This is a genomic window from Nocardia sp. 149-1B, from assembly GCF_057747975.1.
Genome location: NZ_CM173233.1, coordinates 3841552 through 3860598, shown reverse-complemented (window position 1 = coordinate 3860598; position 19047 = coordinate 3841552). Strand labels below are relative to the sequence as shown.

General features: G+C 74.4%; 16 protein-coding genes. 11 read left to right on the top strand and 5 right to left on the bottom strand.

From position 1 onward, the window contains the following. Positions 1-102: 102 nt before the first annotated feature. Together AC3ANS_RS18465 and AC3ANS_RS18460 are read left to right on the top strand one after the other, a co-directional pair. Complete coding sequence (locus tag AC3ANS_RS18465; RefSeq protein WP_488293040.1) at positions 103-1023, top strand: universal stress protein; 921 nt, start codon at positions 103-105, stop codon at positions 1021-1023. Beyond that, on the top strand, positions 1020-3590 hold the full coding sequence (locus tag AC3ANS_RS18460) for a cation-translocating P-type ATPase (RefSeq protein WP_488293039.1): 2571 nt from the start codon (positions 1020-1022) through the stop codon (positions 3588-3590). The genes AC3ANS_RS18465 and AC3ANS_RS18460 overlap by 4 nt, the downstream gene beginning before the upstream one ends. On the opposite strand, the gene AC3ANS_RS18455 is transcribed toward AC3ANS_RS18460, so the two are convergent. Then, the gene (locus tag AC3ANS_RS18455; RefSeq protein WP_488293038.1) at positions 3556-3978 is read right to left on the bottom strand and encodes a pyridoxamine 5'-phosphate oxidase family protein; all 423 of its coding nucleotides are present in this window, start codon (positions 3976-3978) and stop codon (positions 3556-3558) included. The genes AC3ANS_RS18460 and AC3ANS_RS18455 overlap by 35 nt on opposite strands. 178 nt (positions 3979-4156) lie before the next feature. Here AC3ANS_RS18455 and AC3ANS_RS18450 point away from each other — a divergent pair, with 178 nt between their 5' ends. The 3 genes from AC3ANS_RS18450 (at position 4157) to AC3ANS_RS18440 (ending at position 7099) form a co-directional block, all read left to right on the top strand. Beyond that, entirely contained in the window at positions 4157-5041 is an 885-nt protein-coding gene (locus AC3ANS_RS18450) for a universal stress protein (protein WP_488293037.1), read from the top strand. Between the two features lie 95 nt (positions 5042-5136). Next, on the top strand, positions 5137-6519 hold the full coding sequence (locus AC3ANS_RS18445) for an MBL fold metallo-hydrolase RNA specificity domain-containing protein (protein ID WP_488293036.1): 1383 nt from the start codon (positions 5137-5139) through the stop codon (positions 6517-6519). Positions 6520-6679: 160 nt separating this feature from the next. Further along, on the top strand, positions 6680-7099 hold the full coding sequence (locus AC3ANS_RS18440) for a pyridoxamine 5'-phosphate oxidase family protein (RefSeq protein WP_488293035.1): 420 nt from the start codon (positions 6680-6682) through the stop codon (positions 7097-7099). 42 nt (positions 7100-7141) lie between these two features. Here AC3ANS_RS18440 and AC3ANS_RS18435 read toward each other — a convergent pair whose 3' ends face one another. Beyond that, positions 7142-8158, bottom strand: a complete 1017-nt coding sequence (locus tag AC3ANS_RS18435; protein ID WP_488293034.1) for a class I fructose-bisphosphate aldolase — start codon at positions 8156-8158, stop codon at positions 7142-7144. A gap of 299 nt (positions 8159-8457) precedes the next feature. Here AC3ANS_RS18435 and AC3ANS_RS18430 point away from each other — a divergent pair, with 299 nt between their 5' ends. Both AC3ANS_RS18430 and AC3ANS_RS18425 read left to right on the top strand, forming a co-directional pair. Next, positions 8458-11181 (top strand): bifunctional acetate--CoA ligase family protein/GNAT family N-acetyltransferase, encoded by a 2724-nt coding sequence (locus tag AC3ANS_RS18430; protein WP_488293033.1) that lies wholly within the window; start codon positions 8458-8460, stop codon positions 11179-11181. 103 nt (positions 11182-11284) lie between these two features. Continuing rightward, positions 11285-12226: a universal stress protein gene (locus tag AC3ANS_RS18425; protein ID WP_488293032.1), complete on the top strand. Its 942-nt coding sequence runs from the start codon at positions 11285-11287 to the stop codon at positions 12224-12226. Positions 12227-12352: 126 nt separating this feature from the next. Here AC3ANS_RS18425 and AC3ANS_RS18420 read toward each other — a convergent pair whose 3' ends face one another. Continuing rightward, positions 12353-13216, bottom strand: a complete 864-nt coding sequence (locus tag AC3ANS_RS18420) for an alpha/beta fold hydrolase (RefSeq protein ID WP_488293031.1) — start codon at positions 13214-13216, stop codon at positions 12353-12355. A 223-nt stretch (positions 13217-13439) separates the two neighbouring features. On the opposite strand from AC3ANS_RS18420, the gene AC3ANS_RS18415 reads away from it, so the two are divergent. Next, positions 13440-14432 carry a PAS domain-containing protein gene (locus AC3ANS_RS18415; protein WP_488293030.1) on the top strand — a complete coding sequence of 331 codons (993 nt, stop codon included), beginning with the start codon at positions 13440-13442 and terminating at the stop codon, positions 14430-14432. 291 nt (positions 14433-14723) lie between these two features. On the opposite strand, the gene AC3ANS_RS18410 is transcribed toward AC3ANS_RS18415, so the two are convergent. Together AC3ANS_RS18410 and AC3ANS_RS18405 are read right to left on the bottom strand one after the other, a co-directional pair. Next, the gene (locus AC3ANS_RS18410; RefSeq protein WP_488293029.1) at positions 14724-15653 is read right to left on the bottom strand and encodes an alkaline phosphatase family protein; all 930 of its coding nucleotides are present in this window, start codon (positions 15651-15653) and stop codon (positions 14724-14726) included. 9 nt (positions 15654-15662) lie between these two features. Beyond that, a complete protein-coding gene (locus tag AC3ANS_RS18405) occupies positions 15663-16418 on the bottom strand; it encodes an IclR family transcriptional regulator (protein WP_488293028.1) in 756 nt (251 codons plus the stop codon). 96 nt (positions 16419-16514) lie between these two features. On the opposite strand from AC3ANS_RS18405, the gene AC3ANS_RS18400 reads away from it, so the two are divergent. The 3 genes from AC3ANS_RS18400 to pcaG are packed head-to-tail and all read left to right on the top strand — an operon-like array spanning position 16515 to position 19047. Beyond that, on the top strand, positions 16515-17702 hold the full coding sequence (locus tag AC3ANS_RS18400) for a 4-hydroxybenzoate 3-monooxygenase (RefSeq protein WP_488293027.1): 1188 nt from the start codon (positions 16515-16517) through the stop codon (positions 17700-17702). After that, positions 17690-18511, top strand: a complete 822-nt coding sequence (gene pcaH, locus AC3ANS_RS18395; RefSeq protein ID WP_488293026.1) for a protocatechuate 3,4-dioxygenase subunit beta — start codon at positions 17690-17692, stop codon at positions 18509-18511. The genes AC3ANS_RS18400 and pcaH overlap by 13 nt, the downstream gene beginning before the upstream one ends. After that, positions 18508-19047, top strand: coding sequence for a protocatechuate 3,4-dioxygenase subunit alpha (gene pcaG / locus AC3ANS_RS18390; RefSeq protein ID WP_488293025.1), 540 nt, complete (start codon positions 18508-18510; stop codon positions 19045-19047). Before pcaH ends, pcaG begins: the two co-directional genes overlap by 4 nt.

The following is a 19047-nucleotide window of genomic DNA, read 5'->3' as shown; positions in this document are numbered from 1 at the left end:
CATGGAGGTGACGGAACGACCGTCACGTGCGAGTCAGCTCGACGACAGCTCGACACCAACTCGACAACAGCTCGACAACAGCTCGACAACAGGAGGTCAGTCATGACCACTCAGCCACGCCCCGTGGTCATCGGAGTCGACGGATCGGACGCGAACGCCGGCGCACTGCGCTACGGCGTCGAGGAGGCCCGCCGGACCGGCGCGCCGGTGAAGCTCGTGCACGTCGTGCCCGACTACGTCCCGATCTCGCCGATGATGCCACTGACGCCCTCCGAGCTCACCGAGACCGGTGCCGCCGTGCTCCGGCAGGCCGAGGCCCAGGTCGCCGAGCTCGCCCCCGACCTCCAGGTCGAGGGCTGGCTGCACCACGGCACCCGCCCGGTGCAGCTGGCGAACGCCGCCGAGGACGCGCAGGTGGTCGTCGTCGGTCGCGACAACCGGCCCCTGCTCGAGCGCCTGCTGCGCGGTGACACCGCCGCGGGCGTGGCCGCGCGTGCCTCGGTGCCGATGGTGCTCGTGCCGGCCGACTGGACGCCCGCCCCGGCCCACGGCGTGGTGCTCGTCGGCGTGAAGTCCCCCTCGCACTCCGCCGCCCTGCTGGGTGACGCGATGGAGCTGGCTGCCGAGCGCGGCGCCAAGCTCGTGGTCCTCCACGCGTGGAAGCTGCCGAGCGGCTACGACGACATCATCGAGTCGCGGGTGGCGGCCGAGGACTGGCGTCGCCAGTCCATCGACGAGATGGAGGCGCTGCTCACCGACTGGCGGGTCGCCTTCCCCGACGTGGAGGTCGAGATCCGCGTCGTCCACGACCACCCCAGCTTCGCGCTGGTCGAGGGCTCGGCCGAGGCCGACGTCGTCGTGCTCGTCCGCCGGGCGCACGGCGTCCCCGCGGCGACCCACCTCGGGGGTACGGCGCGCGCGGTCCTGCGCTCCTCGCTCTGCCCCGTGCGTGTGGTGCCGCCGGACGCGATCCCCCCGGCCCCGGGCGCCGTGCTCGAGCAGGCGGGGGCGATCTCGAAGTGACCGCGCCGGCGGGCACCTCCGGGCTGTCCGCCGCCGAGGCCGCTGCGCGGCTGGAGGAGCAGGGGCCGAACCTGCCACCGCGTGGGCGACCGCGACGGTTGCTGGGCCGTGTCGTCGACCAGCTCCGCGACCCGATGATCCTGCTGCTGATCGGCGCGTTCGTGGTCATCGTCGCGCTGGGCGACGTGGCCGACGCCTCGATCATCGCCGCTGTCGTCGTGCTCAACACCACGATCGGCGTGGTGCAGGAGGTCCGGGCCGCCAACGCGCTGGCCGCGCTCGACCGGATGGCGGCGCCCTGGGCGAACGTCGTGCGGGACGGGCAGCTGACCCGCATCCCCGCCCCGGACGTGGTGGTCGGCGACCTGGTGCGCCTCGAGGCCGGTGACGTCGTACCCGCCGACGGCGAGCTCGTGGAGGCCGCCGGGCTCCAGGTCGACGAGTCCGCGATGACCGGCGAATCGGTCCCGGTCATCCGCGGGCCGGGGGAGGACGTCCTCGCCGGCACCGTGCTGACCCGGGGCCGGGGTTTCGCGGTCGTCTCGCGCACCGGCGCGTCGAGCGGGCTGGGCGGGATCGCCGCCCAGATCGCGGCCGCCGGGGTGCGGCCCACGCCGCTGCAGGTCCGGCTGGCCCGACTGTCGCGCCAGCTGGTCGTGCTGACCGTCGCGGTGGCCGTGCTGGTCCTGGTGCTGGGTCTGCTGCGCGGGGAGCCCTTCTCGGACATGGTGATCCTGTCCGTGAGCCTCGCGGTGGCGGCGATCCCCGAGTCGCTTCCCGCCGTGGTGACGATCGCGCTCGCCCTCGGGGCCTACCGGATGGCGCGCCGCTCCGCACTCGTGCGGCGGCTGCCCGCGGTCGAGACGCTCGGCTCGGTCACCGTGCTCGCCTCCGACAAGACCGGCACGCTGACCGAGGGCCGGATGGTGGTCCAGGAGCTCTGGTCGCCGCTCGGGACCTGGCAGGTGTCCGGGCACGGGTACGCCGTGGCCGGCGAGCTGGTGGCCCGGGACGCGGACGTCGTACCGGCCGACCTCGACGATCTCGCCCGCGACCTGGTGCTGTGCAACGACGCGCGGCTCGGCGGGCCTGCCGACGGCTCGGCCGGCGCGGCCGCGGAGTGGTCGGTCGTCGGTGACCCCATGGAGGCGGCCCTCCTGGTGGCCGTCGCCAAGCACGACCGCGCCGCACTCGAGGCGGCCGCGACCTGGGAGCGTGTCGACGAGACGCCGTTCGACAGCGAGACGAAGCGGATGACGACCCTGCACCGGGCCGGCGACCGATGGCTCGTGGTGTGCAAGGGCGCGCCGGAGGCCGTGATCGGCCTGCTGGCCGACCGCGACGTCGCAGCCGCCGCCCAGGCCGCGGCGACAGGCCTGGCCGAGCGGGGGTTCCGCGTGCTGGCGGTCGCCGACCGGGAGGCCTCGACGCGACCCGGCCGGCTCGACGGGCTCGACGGGCTCGACGGGCTCGACGACGGGCTGGTGCTGCGCGGGCTGGCGGCGCTCGCCGATCCGGCCCGCGCCAGCGCGGAGGAGGTCGTGCGCGCCTGCCGCGAGGCCGGCATCCGCACGGTGATGATCACCGGCGACCACCCGGCGACGGCGCGCGCGATCGCCGACGAGCTGACCCTGACCCGCGAGGGGCCCGAGCTCGTCGAGGGCGACGCCGTCGGTCGCGGAGAGCATGTCGACCGCGTGGATCGCATCGGCGTCTACGCGCGGGTCCGCCCCGAGCACAAGGTCGACATCGTCGACGCCTGGCAGCGACGCGGTGACGTCGTCGCGATGACCGGCGACGGCGTCAACGACGCGCCCGCGCTGCGTCGCGCCGACATCGGCATCGCCATGGGCGACCGCGGCACCGAGGTCGCGCGGCAGGCCGCCGACCTGGTCCTGGCCGACGACGACCTCCGCACGGTGGTCGTCGCGGTCGGCGAGGGACGGCGCATCTACGGCAACATCCGGCGGTTCCTGCGCTACGGGCTCTCCGGCGGCTTCGCGGAGGTGCTGGTGCTGGTCGCCGGCCCGTTCGTCGGCATCCCGATCCCGCTCGGGCCGGGGCAGATCCTCTGGATCAACATGATCACCCACGGCCTCCCCGGAGTGGCGTTCGGCGGCGAGCCGCCCGACCCCGCGGACATGAAGCGGCCCTCACCGTCCCCCGAGCGGTCGGTCCTCGGCCAGGGCCTGCTGCGCCAGATCGCCATCGCCGGCACATTGATCGCCATCGTCGCCCTGGGCGCGGGGCTGCTCGCTCCGGACAGCCACCGGCAGACCTGGGTGTTCCTCACCCTCGGGCTCGCGCAGCTCGGGGTCGCCCTGTCGCTGCGGGCCCCGCGCGGTGGGCTGAACTGGCGCGCGCGTGGTCTCGAGGTCGCGGTCGTGATCGCCGCGGCGTTGCAGGTGCTCGCGGTCGCGTGGTTCCCGCTGCGCGACCTGCTCCGCACCGACACGGTGCCGGTAGCCGATGCGCTGGCCGTCCTGGCCCTGAGCGTTGCTCCCGGGCTGGTGCTGGGGCTGTGGCAGCGGTTCAGTGCTCGCCGGGGGAGTGCTCGCCAGGGTTGAGCCACCGACCGGTGATCTCGTCCACGTCGATGATCACCGTCGCCGAGCGCGGGCCGCGCACCCACGGCTCCGGACCCGTCGCGTCGCCCGGCTCGCCGTACTGCACCTCGGCGCGGCCGCGCGCGAGCACGCTCCAGCCGGTGTGCGTGTCCTCGTCGATGCGGTCGACCTGGAAGGCGACCCGCTCGGCGTCGGCCTTCTGGACCATCGAGGAGTACGCCGCCGTGCGGATCTTGATGGTGCGCCCATCGACGGCGAAGTTCACCGGGATCACCGTGGGTCCGTTCGACGTCGTCCAGGCGATCCGGCCCACCGGGGTGGTGGTGAGCAGCTGCCAGCACTCGTCCGCCGGAAGGTCCACCAGCTGTCCGCGGGCTGCGTTCTCCATGTCTGCTCCTCCGGTCCGGGTCGGATCCACGTACTCCGAGTAAACCCGACCGACCCAGTACCTCCGCAGGTACCACGTCCCCCTGGGCGGGGGACCTACGTCTCTCCCCGCCCCGAGGGCTCAGGAGCATGGTGGAGGAACAGGCTTCAGGCACGGGGCAGGGCGAAGGAGGTCAGTCATGGACGAGATCGGGGTCCTCGTGGCCGTCGGACCGGGTGGCATCGGCGACGGTGCGCTGGAGGTCGCCGCCGCCGAGGCGTTGCGCCTCGGAGCGGGTGTGTCGCTGGTGCACGTCGCGCACTCCCCGGTCGCCAGCGTCCCGGCCGAGGCCGAGCACGAGCGTGCCATCGACGAGGCCCTCGCCCAGGTCGGGCTCGGCGTGCTCGCCGACGCCGCCGACCGGGTGCGCGTCCTGGTCGACGGACGGGCTCCGGTCACCACCGAGGTCGTCGACGGGCCGGTCGCCCGCACGATCGTCGAGCGTGGCGGCCAGGCCTCCCTGATCGTTCTCGAGGCTCGCGCCATCGGACCGATGGGGCGGCTCGTCACCCGCTCGGTGTCCTCGAACGTCGCGGCCCACGCGCACGTGCCCGTGATGGTCGTCCCGGCGAGCTGGACCTCCGCGGTCGGCGGCGACCTGCCGGTCACCGTGGGTGTCGGTGAGCCGCTCGACGTCAAGCACGAGGTGCCCGCCGCCCTCGAGCTCGCCCGGGCGACCGGACGGCCCCTGGTCGTCCTGCACGCGGCCTGGATCGCCGAGCCCTACCAGGGTGTCGCCTTCGCCGGGTACCCGCGCCAGCGCTGGCTCGACGACGCCTACCGCGAGCTCGACACCGCCTTGGCGGGCATGACGACCGCCGAGGACCCCCGGAACGCCGTGACCTGCGACGTGCACTGGACGCGGCCGGCGGACGCCCTGGTGCGCGCCACGCAGCGGTCCTCCATGCTCGTGCTGAGCCGCCGCCCGGTGACCCGCACCCTCGGCGCCCACCTGGGCCCGGTCACCCGCGGGGTGCTGCACCACGCCGAGTGCCCGGTGCTGGTGGTGGACCGGGAGCATTGACCGTCTCCTGACCGGGTCGTCACCCGGGCAGTGTGTCGCCCTCCTCTGTCCGTACGACGTCCGGTGGAGGGGCACACCATGAGGAGGTGGCACGGATGAGCAGTCCCGTCCTGACGTTCCTGGGTGCGGCCGGTTCGGTGACCGGCAGCAAGTTCCTGGTGGACACCGACATCTCGCGCACGCTGGTCGACGCGGGGCTCTACCAGGGCCTGGCCGACCTGCGACGGCGCAACTGGACGCCGTTCCCGGTGCCGGCGTCCGGCCTCGGCGCGGTGGTGGTCTCGCACGCCCACCTCGACCACTGCGGGCTGCTGCCCCGGCTGGTGAAGGAGGGGTTCGACGGGCCGATCATCTGCTCGCCGGACACCGCCGAGCTGGTCGAGATCGTGCTGCGCGACAGCGCCCACCTGCAGGAGGAGGACGCGCGGCAGGCCAATGCCGGTGGCTACAGCAAGCACTCCCCGGCGCTTCCGCTCTACGACCTCGGCGACGTCGAGCGCACGCTGCCGCTGCTGACGCCCACCGAGTTCGAGACCGCGGTCGACGTGGCACCCGACGTCCGGGTCGTGCTCCGTCCGGCCGGCCACATCCTCGGCTCGTCGACGGTGCTGCTGGAGACCGCGGGCCGGCGCACGCTGTTCAGCGGCGACCTGGGCCGCGGCTTCCACCCGATCCTGCGGGCCCCTGCGGACCCGCCGGCCGCGCACGCGGTCGTCGTCGAGTCGACGTACGGCGACCGCCGCCACCCGCCCCCGGACCGCGACGTCCTGGCCGGGGCGCTGCGGCGCACCCTGGGCCGCGGTGGAACGGCGCTGGTACCGGCGTTCGCGGTCGACCGCACCGAGCTGGTGCTGCTCGAGCTGCATCGGCTGATGGAGGCCGGTGAGGTGCCACGGGTGCCGGTGTACCTGGACAGCCCGATGGCGCTGCGTACGCTCGACGTCTACCGGCGGGCTCTCGGCAGCGGATCGCTGCAGCTGCGCCCCGACCTCGACGGGGTGCGGGCGGCGCTCGGTGCCCTCGAGGTCGAGCCGGTGCCGGACGCCGCCGGCTCGATGCGGCTGAACCGCCCCGACCGGCCCTGCATCGTGGTGTCCGCCTCCGGCATGGCCACGGGCGGGCGCGTGGTGCACCACCTCGCCCACCAGCTGCCCGACCCGCGCAACAGCGTGATCCTCACCGGTTACCAGGCCGTCGGCACCCGCGGTCGCCAGCTCCTCGACGGCGCTCGCCAGGTCAAGATGCACGGTCGCTACGTGCCGGTGCGCGCGGAGATCGTCGACGTACCGTTCTTCTCGGTGCATGCCGACGCCGACGAGATCCTGGCCTGGCTGTCGCGGGCGCCCGAGCCGCCGGAGGTCGTGTACGTCGTGCACGGCGAGCCGTCGGGGTCCGCGGCGCTGGCGCGGCGGATCGTCGAGGAGCTCGGCTGGACCGCGGTCGTGCCGCGGCTCGACGAGCGGGTGCGCCTGGACTGAGCCAGGCTGACCCTGGATCCACGCTGAGACTGGTGGGTGACCGTCGGCCGGGTCCGCGGTGACCTTGTGCTCTGACCTTCGACACGGTCGAACCGGTGTGCTTGACCCAGCAGGCAGCGTGGCCCGCTGGCGACCGACACGCGACTGATGGAGGCGGCACATGACACAGCAGCAGCTGACCGAGGACCAGCCGACGGTGGAGCTCACCCTCGAGGAGTGCTGGGCTCTGCTCTCGGAAGCGGAGGTCGGCCGGCTGGCCTACCGTCTGGTCGACGAGATCCACCTCGTCCCGATCAACTACGCGGTCGAGGGCCGCTCGATCCTGTTCCGCACCGCGGCCGGCAACAAGCTCCTCGCCGCCGAGCTGGAGTCCGAGGTCGCCTTCGAGATCGACTGGTTCGGCGACGACGCCGCCTGGTCGGTGCTCGTCCGCGGCCACCTCCGCCACCTCGACGAGGTCGAGGAGGACCGTCTCTCGGGGCTCGACATCCACCCGTGGGTGCCGACCCTGAAGTACGACCACGTGGAGCTCACGCCCACGGCCGTCACCGGTCGCCGGTTCCTGCTGCGCCGGTCCTGACGGTCCCCGGACGGCGATCCAGCACGAGACTCAGCGAGAGGCTCAGGCGCTCTCCATCGCCGGGAGGTAGGTCCCGTAGCGGGCTGCGCCGTTCAGCGCGGCCCGGTGCAGGAGGGCCGCCTGCGCCGCGTCGCGGTGGGAGTCGTCGCCGTCCCAAGCGGCCAGCACGGGCGCCTGCAGGGCCCGGCCGAAGGAGAAGCTCAGCTGCCACGGCTGGGTCCCGTGCCGGTTGATCGCATCGAGCCGTGCCGTGGCCTGCTGGTCGCTCTGCCCTCCGGAGAGGAACACGATGCCGGGTACGGCGACCGGCACCGACTCCCGCATCACCGTGACGGTCCGCGCCGCGATCGTCTCGTCGTCGGCCTGCTCGGCGCACTCGGTGCCGGGCAGCACCATGTTGGGCTTGAGCAGGGTGCCCTCGAGGTGCACCCGGTGCTCGGCGAGCTGGTCGTAGACGGCCCACAGGATCCCGATCGTGACCTCCGCGCACCGGTCGATCGAGTGCGGCCCGTCCATCAGCACCTCGGGCTCGACGATCGGCGTGAGGCCGGCCTCCTGGGCGAGCGCGGCGTACCTGGCGAGCAACTGGGCGTTGGTCTCGAGGCAGGTCCGGGTCGGCCGGCCCTCGCCGATCTTGATCACCGCGCGCCACTTCGCGAACCGGGCGCCGAGCTCGGCGTACTCGTCGAACCGACGGCGCAGTCCGTCGAGGCCCTCGGTGGCGACCTCCCCGGGGAACCCGGCGAGGTCGGTGGTGCCGGTGTCGACCTTGATGCCGGGGATGATGCCGGCGGCCGTGAGGACCTCGGTGAACGGCGTGCCGTCGGACGTGCGCTGCCGCAGCGTCTCGTCGTAGAGGATGACCCCGCTGATGTGCTCCGACAGGCCGGGCGTCGTGAGCAGGAGCTCGCGATAGGCGCGTCGCACCGGCTCGGTCGACTCGACGCCGACGGCCGCGAGCCGTCTCGCGATGGTGGGGGTGCTCTCGTCGGCCGCGAGGATCCCCTTGCCGGGGGCGACCAGTGCCTCTGCCGTCCTGACCGTGGAGCTGCGTGTCATCGTCACCGCCTCCTCACCCGCACACCCTCCCGGAGTCGGCAGGAAGTCCGCCGGGGGTCAGGCCGGGTCGGTGCGGGTCGGAAGGCCGACCCGGTCGCTCCCAGCCTGGCGCAACGAGGAGAGGTGCGCCACGGACCAAGGTCTGCACGGTGCCGGGATCTTGCGCTGACGCCGCGACCGGTGACGTGCATCCTCCGGCTGAGGGACCTTGGCCTCTGCGCTGGGAGCGCCGGGTCGCGGACGCTCGGAGGGACAGGGTCGCGCCACGGAACACGCAGACGACGGGAGGTGTGCCGGTCATGCCCGCACCCACCCCCACCCCGATGCCGATGCCGATGCCGATGCCGGTGGTCGAGCCGGCACCCGCGGACGTGCTGCTGCGCGACGGCACGATCGCGGTGATCCGGCCGGTGCGGCCCGCGGACATCCCCGGGCTCGTCGAGCTGCACGACGGCGTGTCCGACGACAGCCTGCGGCTGCGGTTCTTCAGCCCCAGCCGGTACGCCGCCCGCGAGTACGTGGAGCACCTGCGCAACGCCCCCGACACCCGGGCGCTGGTCCTGGAGCGGGACGGCCGGATCTGCGCGCTCGCGACCGCCGAGCCGGTGGAGCCGGGTGCCGCCGAGGTGGCCTTCCTGGTCGCCGACGACCTGCACGGCATGGGCGTCGGCAGCCTGCTGCTCGAGCACCTGGCGGCCGCGTGCCGCGAGTGCGGGGTGCGGCGCTTCCTGGCCGAGGTGCTCTGGGAGAACCGGGCGATGCTCGATGTGTTCCTCGCCGCCGGGTTCGCGGTGGTGCGGCACAACGAGGGCGCCAGCGTCAGCGTCGAGATGGACACGGTCGCCTCCGCCGAGGCGCTGGCGGCGGCCGACGACCGCGAGTGCCAGGCAGAGGCGCGTTCGCTGCAGCCGCTGCTCTACCCGCGCGGCGTGGCCGTCGTGGGGGCGCGGTCCAACGGCAGCGGGGTCGGGGCGGCGATTCTCCGGTCGATCATCGAGGGGCGCTACACCGGTGGGCTCTACGTCGTGCACCCGCGCGCGAGCGAGGTCGAGGGCGTGCCCGCCGTACGCCGTCTGTCGGCGGCGCCCGGGACGGTCGACCTCGCGGTGATCGCGGTGCCCTCCACCAAGGTGCTCGCGGCGCTCGAGGACGCGGGTGACGCCGGCGTGCCCGCGGCGGTGATCGTGTCCTCCGGGTTCGGCGAGCTGGGGGAGCAGGGCGCGCGGCTGCAGCAGCAGATCCTCGCGCTGGCCCGGCGCCGCAGCATCCGGGTCGTGGGCCCCAACTGCCTGGGCCTGATGAGCCTGGGCCCGGAGGTCAGCCTCAACGCGTCGTTCAGCGGCTCGGTGCCGCCCCCGGGTGGTCTGGCCGTGGCCTCGCAGTCGGGTGGCGTCGGGATCGTGCTCGCCGACATCGCCCGCGACCTGGGGCTCGGCGTGGCGTCGTTCGTGTCGCTGGGCAACAAGGTCGACGTGTCGAGCAACGACCTGCTCGCCGCGTGGCGCGACGACCCGCGGGTGACCGCGGCCGCGCTCTACCTCGAGTCGTTCGGCAACGCCCCGAAGTTCGCCCGCTTCGCGCGCCGCTTCGCCGAGCGCAAGCCGCTGCTGGCGGTGGTCGGCGGCCGGTCCTCCGGTGGACGTCGGGCCGGCGCCTCGCACACGGCTGCCGCGGCCTCGCCCGCGGTCGCCGTCGACGCGCTGTTCGCCCAGGCCGGCGTGATCGGCTGCGACGGCGCCGAGGACATGGCGGAGGCCGCGTTGCTGCTCGCCGAGCAGCCGCTGCCGGCCGGTCGCCGGGTCGCGGTGCTCACCAACGCGGGCGGGACCGGCGTGCTCGCGGCCGACGCCGCGGACTCCTGGGGGCTCGCGGTCCCCGAGCTCTCGTCCCGGCTGCGCACCCGCATCGGCCGGCACGTCAGCGGCACCGTCGGCACCGGCAACCCGGTCGACACGGGCGCCGCGGTGGCCGCGAAGGACCTGGGCGCGATCGCCGACCTGCTGCTGACCTCCGACGAGGTCGACGCGGTGCTGGTGCTGCTGGTGGCCACCGGTGCCAACGACGCGGTCGCCGGCATGCAGGCCGTGACGGCGGCCCGCGCAAGCCATCCCGGCAAGCCGCTGGTGCTCGTGCCGATGGGTGGGCTCCCGGTGCCGCCCGGGGGGCTCCCCGGGGTGACGACCTACCGCAACGCCACCTCCGCGCTGCGCGCGCTCGCGCGGGCCGCCGCGTACGCCGAGTGGCGGGCGCACCCGGTCGAACCGGCGCCCGCCGTCGACCGCGACCGGTCCGAGGACGCCCGCGCGGCCGCGGCCGCACTGCTGGGCTCGGCGACCGACGAGGTCGGTTGGCTCTCGGTCGCCGACGCGACCGGCCTGCTGGCGGCGTACGGCCTGGACCCGCTGGGCGAGGTGGTCCACGGACCCGAGGCCGCGGTGGAGGCGGCCGGCTGGCTGGGCTATCCGGTGGCGGTGAAGGTGGCCGGGCGCGAGGTCCCGCACAAGAGTGACCGGGGGCTGGTCAAGGTCGGACTGGGCTCGGCCGAGGAGGTCGCCGCCGCCGTGGGCGCGTTCGAGCAGGAGCTCGGCGGAGCCGACGTCCCGGTGCTCGTCCAGCAGGTCGCCACCGGGGTCGAGATCGCGCTCGGCGTGGTGCGCGACCCGCGGTTCGGGCCGCTGGTGATGGTGGCTGCCGGCGGGGTCGCCGTCGACGTGTGGAAGGACCGCACGTTCATGCTGCCGCCGGTCTCGCGCAGCGACGCGCTGCGTGCCGTGAAGTCCCTGCGGATCTGGCCGTTGCTCGACGGCTACCGCGGTTCCCCGCGTGGCGACGTCGACGGCCTCGTCGACCTGGTCGTCGAGCTCGGCGCGCTCGCCGAGGACGTCCCCCAGGTCGCCGACGTGGACCTCAACCCGGTGATGGTCGGACCGGAGTCCTGCGCGATCGTCGACGCGAAGGTCCGCCTCGACCGCGGTGCCGCGCCCGACCCTGGCATCCCGCGCCGGCTCCGCCCCGGCAGCTGATCGCGCCGTCCGCGGCTGAGCCCGGATCCACCGAGCTGCTGTGGCGCGCAGCAGGCGAAGGCCTGGGGAGACATGTCCTAGTGCTCTGGTGAGGAGCGCCGGCGTGGGTGCAGGCTGGTGGCACCGTCTCGAGGAGGTGCGCGGCATGCCCGAGATCCAGCCCACCACGGTGATGGTCGGCGTCACCGAGGAAGAGGACGTCAGCGGCGCCCTCGCGTTCGCGGTGGCGGAGGCGCTGCGTCGTGGGGTGGGCGTCCATCTCCTGCACGTGGCGCCCGCGGTGCCGCTCGGGCCGGTCGGCCAGGACGAGGTCGACCGGACCGGGGTCGACCTCCTCGCCCGGACGGCGCGCACGCTGGCGTCCGAGCGGGCCGGCACCCTCCGGGTCACCACCGAGCTCCGGCACGGCCCGGTCGCCGCGAGCCTGGTCGAGGCGACCGAGCACCCTGGGCCTCCGGGGCGACCCGCGCTCGTGGTCCTGCAGCACCAGCGGATGGGCCGCCCGGGGCTGGTGCCCACGCTCTCGGTCACCAACCCGGTCGCCGCACTCTCGCGGGTGCCGGTCGTGGCCGTGCCCGCCGGCTGGCACGAGGCGCGGGCCGAGCACGTTGCCGGCCCGGTCACCGTCGGCGCCGACGACGGCGACGGTGCACCGGTCGTGGTGCGGGCCGCGCTCGCCGAGGCCCGGACGCGCGGCTGCGGCGTACGCGTGCTCAACGCCTGGCACTTCCGCGACCCCTACGACGACCTGGTGTTCCACGGAACGGCCGGCGACGCCCACACGGAGGAGCGTCGCCGGCTGCTCGTCGCCCGGCTGGGCGGCGTGCTGGAGGAGTACGCCGACGTGCCGGCCGAGCTGGTCGTCGTGCACGAGCGGGCGGCCGACGCGCTGGTGGGGACCTGCGCGGACTCCGCCCTGCTCGTCATCGGCCGGCACCGCCACACGATCCCGCTGGGCCCGCACCTCGGCTCGGTGGTGCGTGCGGTGCTGCGGCACGCCACCTGCCCGGTGATGGTGGTCGACCCGGTGCCGCGGACGGCCTGAGCACCCGCGCGCACCCGGCGGGCGGTGGCCTGTCCACCTCAACCGTCCGCCCCGGGGTGGATGGTCCACCGCCCACCCGGGGGGACCAGCCCGACCGGGCCACTCCGGCCTGCGGTGCCGACCTGGCTAGCCGGCGTCCTTCCGGGGCCGCCGGGCCGGCCGGGCCGGCCGCTGCAGCACGTTCGTGAGCGTCTCGGCGAAGTGCTCGGGGCGGTCGATCAGCCAGCTGTGGTCGCCGGGGACCGTGACCACGTGCGGGTCGTGCAACGCCCCGATCAGCGACTCCGCGCACGCCCAGGGCACGACAGTGTCCTCGCGTCCCCACAAGATCACGACGGGCAGCCGGCGCCGCTTGAGGTCCTCGAGCTCGGCGACCAGGTTGGCCTCGCGCGCCAGCCCGCCGACCCGCCACAGCGCCGCGGGGTGGCGCAGGACGTTCGGGACCGCGTCGGCCGCGACCACCGGCAGCACCCTCATCAGCCCGCGGACCGAGAACGCGTGCGCGGTCAGGTGCAGGCCCCAGTCCCACACCGGCCGCTCGGCCATGGTGCGGCTGCTCTCGCCGCGCTGGGTCCACGTCGACCCGCCGATGGAGTTGACCAGCACCAGCTGCGAGACCAGGCGGGGGTGGGCGTGCGCGGTCTTGAGCGCCACCGCTCCACCGAAGGAGTGGCCCACCAGGGTCACCCGCTCCGAGACCCCGACGGCGGCGGCGAACGCGGCGACCCAGTCGGCGTACCCGGCCAGGCTGAAGCGCCCCTCCGGCAGCGGTGCCGTGCCCCCGAACCCGGGCAGCGCGGGCGCCAGCACGCGATAGCCCTGTCGGGCGAGCTGTTGCAGGCTGCGCCGGTAGGTCCGGTCCGACAACGCCCAGCCGTGGAGGAACACCACGACGGGCCCGCTTCCCGCTTCGCCGTACGTCGCCGCGCGCCGGTTGACGGTGATGCGCCGCCAGCTCAACGCGGCGGGTGTCGTGTGCCGTGTGTCCATGGCGACCGCCTCTTCCGGTGTCTCGATCGTCACGCCCGGCGGGAGCACCCTCCAGAGCCTTTGGTCCCCGGGTGGCGGGCCTCGCCGTGCCACGTGGCCCGGGTCACGTCGGGGAGAAGGTCCCCGTGGGTCGTGGCCCGCGCCCCTGAGGGACCGGGTGGTCGCGGGACGACTCTGGAGACGTCGGGGTCCGGCTCTCCGGGCCCGTCGGGAAGGGACCGACATGGAGCTGCCGACCGGGTTCGACGCCAACGACCTGGGCGAGGTCCTCGACGCCCTGCCCTCACTGGTCGCGTACGTCGACGCCGCGGGCGTGGTCCGCTACACGAACGCCGCGGCCGCGACCTGGCTCGGCCGGCCGTCCGCCGACGTCGTGGGGCGCTCGGTCGAGGACCTCCTCGACGAGGCGGGATGCGCGAGCACCCACGACCGGCTCGTGGCCGCGCTCGGCGGCCGGACGCAGCGCTTCGAGCGGGCGCTGCCCGGGCGGGACGCCCGGACCCGGCACGCGCTGGTCGAGATGGTCCCGCGGTCCAGGGAGGAGCGCTGCGACGGCTGCTACGTGCTGGTCACCGACATCACCCGGCGGGTCGAGGCCGAGGCGGGACACGCCGCCAGCGTCGTACGCTCCGCGTTGCTGACCGAGCGCAACGCGCGCGCCGCGGGCGCGAGCGACTCCGCGATGCAGGAGCTGTTCGCGATCGGGCTGCAGCTGGACCGGATGGTCCGCCACCCCGAGACCGCCACGGCCGAGGCCGCGCCGATCCTCGAGCACCTCGCCCGCACGGTGGACGCGTTGCGCGGCTCGGTGCGCCACCTGATCGTCGAGTCGCAGCCGGGGTCGACATCGGGGGCCGTGCGCTACGTCGTCGAGCTGTGGTCCGGAGGACCCGTGCGGTTCGAGGGACCCGTCGACGATCTGGAGACGGAGGTCGCGCACGAGCTGCTCGGCGCCCTGAGCGAGATCCTCGCGGCGGCCGCCCGGCACGTCCCCGACGGGCTCGCGGTCCACGTCCGGGTGCTCGACGCCGTGCTCGAGGCGGTCGTGACCGTCGAAGGCGGCCGGCGCGACGACGGTCCGATCGGCACCGACGTGGAGGCGCTCGGCCCGCGCACGCTCCGGCCCGGCGCGTCCATCACCGTCGTCGCCGAGGACCCGACCCGGACCGTGATCACCTGGCGCCGCCCGATCGGCGACCCGGCGCGCGGACGCTGACCCGGACGCGCTGCCCGCCCGGTCGCGCGGGGGCCGGCCCGGGCCTGGCCGGGCGTGCCTCGTGGGTCGGTGGGTGCGAAGGGGGCGGGGCCGGCGTGCACCCAGAGGAACATGGCGACGTCGACTCCAGCGCCGGCCGGCCACCGCCCCGTGCGCCGAACCTAGCGGCGGGCCGGGTCGTGCCGCCCGGGCAGAAAGGGTCGACCTGGCGGGACCTTCGCCCCCGTTGCTTCCCGATGCCGAGCCGGCGCAGTCTGAGCCTCAGGCTGCGCCGGCTCGGCACGGAGGAGGTCAGCCGGTGGTGAGGCCGAACCGGTGCAGCAGCGAGCGGGCGTGGACGGCCTGTCGGAGCGGGCGGACGCCGGCGACCTCGGCGTAGGACCGCGACAGCGAGTAGTGGGTCAGCTGAGCGCCGACGACCCGGTGGCTCAGCGCCGGGTGGGCGACGACGGTGAGCACCTGGTTGCCGTGCGCGCCGTCGTCCTCGTCGGCGGTGATCACGATCGCGAGGTGGCCCGTGGCCCAGTCGGGGCCGTTGAGGACGCGGCGCACGTGGCTGCGCAGCCACCCGTCGGCCTGGCCGAGCGAGCAGTCGTGGGCGTCGTTGCAGAGGTCCGGGATCACCATGCCGACCGCGGGCAGCGCACCGGCGTCGACATCGGCGGCGAAGCGGCGCAGCGGTACGTCGTTGCGGCGGCACAGGCGGCGCTCGGCGGGGAAGTAGGCCCAGGGGTTGTGCTTGACCGCGTAGGTGCCGCTGCTCTCGACCTGGCAGCGCGACCCCATGGACTCGGCGTACAGCCTGGCGGTGCTGCCGGCGCGGACCGCGCGGCCGAAGACGCTGGCACCGGCGAGCCGGTGTGCCGAGGGCGCCGCGTCGTCGGCGATCCCGAACGTGTCGCCGCCGGCGATCGCGAGGTAGTTGGGCAGCGAGGGGTGGGTGACGCCGTGGTAACGAGTGGCATAGCCGTAGCGCTGCGCCAGCCGGTTGGTGAACGGCATCTCGTCGCGCATCTGGTCCAGCGAGTGGTTCTCGACCACGAACACCAGCAGCTTGGTGACGCCGGTGTCCGTGCCGGTGCCGGTGGCGGCAGCTCGGGCCGCGTCGGCGCTCGCCGGGAGCTCCGGGGCGTTCGCGGTCGACGGTGGCGCCAGGGTCAGCGTGAGACCGAGCGCGAGACCGAGGGCGAGCAGGGGGGTGGCGACGGCACGACGGAGCATCATCCGAGGCTACGTCGTCGTCCGGCCCAGGGCGCGGCCGGCACCGGCGGCGGCCACCTGCAGGGCGGCGAGCAACCGCGCCCGGTGGTGGCGGAAGTCGGGCACCACCAGGCCCATCGCCGCGGCGACCTCGTCGCCGGCCCGCACCGGCACGGCGAGCGAGCTGGCGCCCAGGGTCATCTCCTCGGTGGTGGTGGCGTAACCGTCGCGCGTCACCCGGGCCAGCTGCCCGGCGAGGCGTTGTGCAGACGTCACGGTGTACGCCGTGACCGGCGCCAGGTCGGCCAGCACCCGCTCGCGGACCTCCACCGGGGCGTGCGCGAGCAGCACCTTGCCGACGCCGGTCGCGTGCAGGGGCAGCCGAGTGCCCATCCGGCTGACGACCGGCACCGAGGCGACGCCTGAGAGCCGGTCCACGTAGAGCGCGGCGTCGCCGTCGCGCACCGCGAGGTGGACGGTGGCCCGGGTAGCGGCCTGCAGGTCGGCGAGGAAGGGGGCGGCGACGTCGCGCAGCCGGGTCTGCACCGGGGCGAGCAGCCCCAGGTCCCAGATCAGTCGGCCCACGGCGTACGCGCCGTCCTCCTCGCGCACCAGCGCACCGCCCGCCACCAGCTGGCGCGCGATCCGCAGCGTGGTCGGCGCCGAGAGCCCCGACCGGCGGGCCAGGTCGGCGAGCGTGAGCCGGCGGTGCTGGTCGTCGAAGGCGCCGAGCACGTCGAGGGTGCGGGCGACGAGGGAGGCGCCGGGCGCCGAGCCACCGGCCACGCGACCTCCTCGAGCCGTGTTTCACTGAGTGTAACCCTGCTCTCGACGCAGTCCGCCCGCGGTCCGTACCGTCCGCGCCACGAGACAGGAGCGTGGATGACCCAGGCAGTGAGCACGAGGAGCCGCACCCAGGTGGCGATCGTCGGTGGTGGCCCGGCGGGGCTGTTGCTGTCGCACCTGCTGCACGTGGCCGGGATCGAGTCCGTCGTGCTCGACACCCGCAGCGCCGGGGAGATCGAGGCCACCCACCGCGCCGGCATCCTCGAGCGCGACAGTGTGCGGCTGCTGGTCGAGTCGGGAGTGAGCGGCCGGGTGCTCGCCGAGGGGCACGAGCACCAGGGGATCGACCTGCGCTTCGACGGCGCGAGCCACCGCATCGACTTTCAGGCCCTGGCGGGCGCGTCGTGCTGGCTCTACCCGCAAACCGAGGTGTTCGTGGACCTGCACCGGGCCCGGCTCCGCGACGGCGGCGACCTGCGGTACGGCGTCGCCGCGACCGAGGTGGTCGACGTGCTCGACCGGCCGCGGGTGCGCTACACCGACCCCGATGGCACTCCGCACGAGGTGGCCGCCGACCTCGTGGTCGGCGCCGACGGGTCGCGCAGCGCCTGCCGCGGCCTGGTCGACCCGCGCCGGCAGTACGCGCGGGAGTACCCGTTCGCCTGGTTCGGGGTGCTCGTCGAGGCACCGCCCAGCGCGCCGGAGCTGATCTACAACCGGGCACCCGAGGGCTTCGCGCTGATCAGCCAGCGCACCGACACCGTCCAGCGGATGTACTTCCAGTGTGACCCCGACGAGGATGCCTCGACCTGGTCCGACGACCGGATCTGGTCGGTGCTGCAGCGCCGGCTCGCCGGAGACGACGGCTTCCGGTTGCAGGAGGGCCCGGTGCTCGAGCGCACGGTGCTGCCGTTCCGTAGCTTCGTGCAGACCCCGATGCGGCACGGCCGGCTGCTGCTGGCCGGCGACGCCGCGCACACGGTCCCGCCCACCGGTGCGAAGGGGCTCAACCTCGCCCTGGCAGACGTCCGGGTGCTGGCCGAGTGCGTCGAGCTGGCCCTGCTCCGCGGCGACGACGCGGCGCTCGACGACTACACCGGGCGCGCCCTGGACCGCGTGTGGCGGGCCCAGCACTTCTCCTACTGGATGACGACGATGCTGCATCGGCTGCCCGGTGCCACCGACTTCGACGAGCTGCGCCAGCTCGGCGAGCTCACCAGCCTGGTCTCCTCCGAGGCCGGCTCGACCTACCTCGCGGAGGGATACACCGGATGGCCGCAGTGACCCCCAACCCACCCCCAGCCCCCTTCGCCTCGTCCGGCGTCGCCTCGTCCGATGCCGCCGCGTCCACGCAGGACGAGATCAGCGCGGAGATCGAGCGGATCTCGCGGGAGTACGCCGACTCCGGCGTCGTCGAGGACCGGGTCCGGCTGGACTACCCGCCGTACCGCTCCAGCGTGCTGCGCCACCCCACCAAGGACCCGCACCATGCCGACCCCGAGGGCATCGACCTGTGGGCGCCGGTCTTCGGCCAGCGCGACGTCGACCCGCTCGAGGCCGACCTGACCATCCAGCACCGCGGCGAGCCGATCGGCGAGCGCCTCGTGGTCACCGGGCGGGTCCTCGACGGCGAGGGGCGGCCCGTGCGCCACCAGCTGGTCGAGGTCTGGCAGGCCAACGCGGGCGGGCGTTACATCCACAAGCGCGACCAGCACCCGGCGCCGATAGACCCGGCCTTCACCGGCGTCGGGCGCTGCCTCACCGACGCCGACGGGTGGTACCGCTTCACCACGATCAAGCCCGGACCCTACCCGTGGAAGAACCACCGCAACGCGTGGCGGCCCGCGCACATCCACTTCTCGGTATTCGGCAGTGAGTTCACCCAGCGGCTGGTCACGCAGATGTACTTCCCGGGCGACCCGCTGTTCGCGCTCGACCCGATCTACCAGGCGATCACCGATCAGGCCGCCCGCGACCGGCTGGTCGCGACCTACGACCACAGCGTGACGACCCACGAGTGGTCGACGGGCTACCGCTGGGACATCGTGCTGACCGGCAGCCACCGCACGCCTCTCGACGAGGAGACCCCGTGAGCCTGCCACCCACCCCCGGCCAGACCGTCGGGCCGTTCTTCGGCTTCGCCCTGCCGTACGCCGGAGGCGACCACCTCGTCGCGCCGGGCCATCCGGACGCGATCCGGCTGCACGGCAGGGTCCTCGACGGCGTCGGCGACCCGGTGCCCGACGCGCTCGTCGAGATCTGGCAGGCCGGGCCCGACGGGCAGGTCGTCCAGCAGCCCGGCTCGTTGCGCCGCGACGGCTGGACCTTCACCGGCTGGGGCCGCGCCGAGACCGATCGCACCGGGCGGTACACATTCACCACGCTCGAGCCGGTTGCGGCGTCACCGGGGGCCGCACCGTACGTCGCGGTCACGGTGTTCGCCCGCGGCCTGCTCGACCGGCTGCTGACGCGGGCCTACCTGCCCGGATCGAGCGACGCTCTCCTGGAGTCCGTCCCCGCCGACCGCCGGCATACGCTGGTCGCGCTCCGCGACGAGCAGGGGCTGGTGTTCGACATCCGGCTCCAGGGCCCGGGCGAGACGGTGTTCCTCGACCACGCGCCAGACTGA

Excerpts from the sequence above, each read along its gene's own strand:
- AC3ANS_RS18465 (WP_488293040.1), top strand. The coding sequence starts at position 103 with ATGACCACTCAGCCACGCCCCGTGGTCATCGGAGTCGACGGATCGGAC.
- AC3ANS_RS18455 (WP_488293038.1), bottom strand. The coding sequence starts at position 3,978 with ATGGAGAACGCAGCCCGCGGACAGCTGGTGGACCTTCCGGCGGACGAG.
- AC3ANS_RS18450 (WP_488293037.1), top strand. The coding sequence starts at position 4,157 with ATGGACGAGATCGGGGTCCTCGTGGCCGTCGGACCGGGTGGCATCGGC.
- AC3ANS_RS18445 (WP_488293036.1), top strand. The coding sequence starts at position 5,137 with ATGAGCAGTCCCGTCCTGACGTTCCTGGGTGCGGCCGGTTCGGTGACC.
- AC3ANS_RS18440 (WP_488293035.1), top strand. The coding sequence starts at position 6,680 with ATGACACAGCAGCAGCTGACCGAGGACCAGCCGACGGTGGAGCTCACC.
- AC3ANS_RS18435 (WP_488293034.1), bottom strand. The coding sequence starts at position 8,158 with ATGACACGCAGCTCCACGGTCAGGACGGCAGAGGCACTGGTCGCCCCC.
- AC3ANS_RS18430 (WP_488293033.1), top strand. The coding sequence starts at position 8,458 with ATGCCCGCACCCACCCCCACCCCGATGCCGATGCCGATGCCGATGCCG.
- AC3ANS_RS18420 (WP_488293031.1), bottom strand. The coding sequence starts at position 13,216 with ATGGACACACGGCACACGACACCCGCCGCGTTGAGCTGGCGGCGCATC.
- AC3ANS_RS18415 (WP_488293030.1), top strand. The coding sequence starts at position 13,440 with ATGGAGCTGCCGACCGGGTTCGACGCCAACGACCTGGGCGAGGTCCTC.
- AC3ANS_RS18410 (WP_488293029.1), bottom strand. The coding sequence starts at position 15,653 with ATGCTCCGTCGTGCCGTCGCCACCCCCCTGCTCGCCCTCGGTCTCGCG.
- AC3ANS_RS18400 (WP_488293027.1), top strand. The coding sequence starts at position 16,515 with ATGACCCAGGCAGTGAGCACGAGGAGCCGCACCCAGGTGGCGATCGTC.
- pcaH (WP_488293026.1), top strand. The coding sequence starts at position 17,690 with ATGGCCGCAGTGACCCCCAACCCACCCCCAGCCCCCTTCGCCTCGTCC.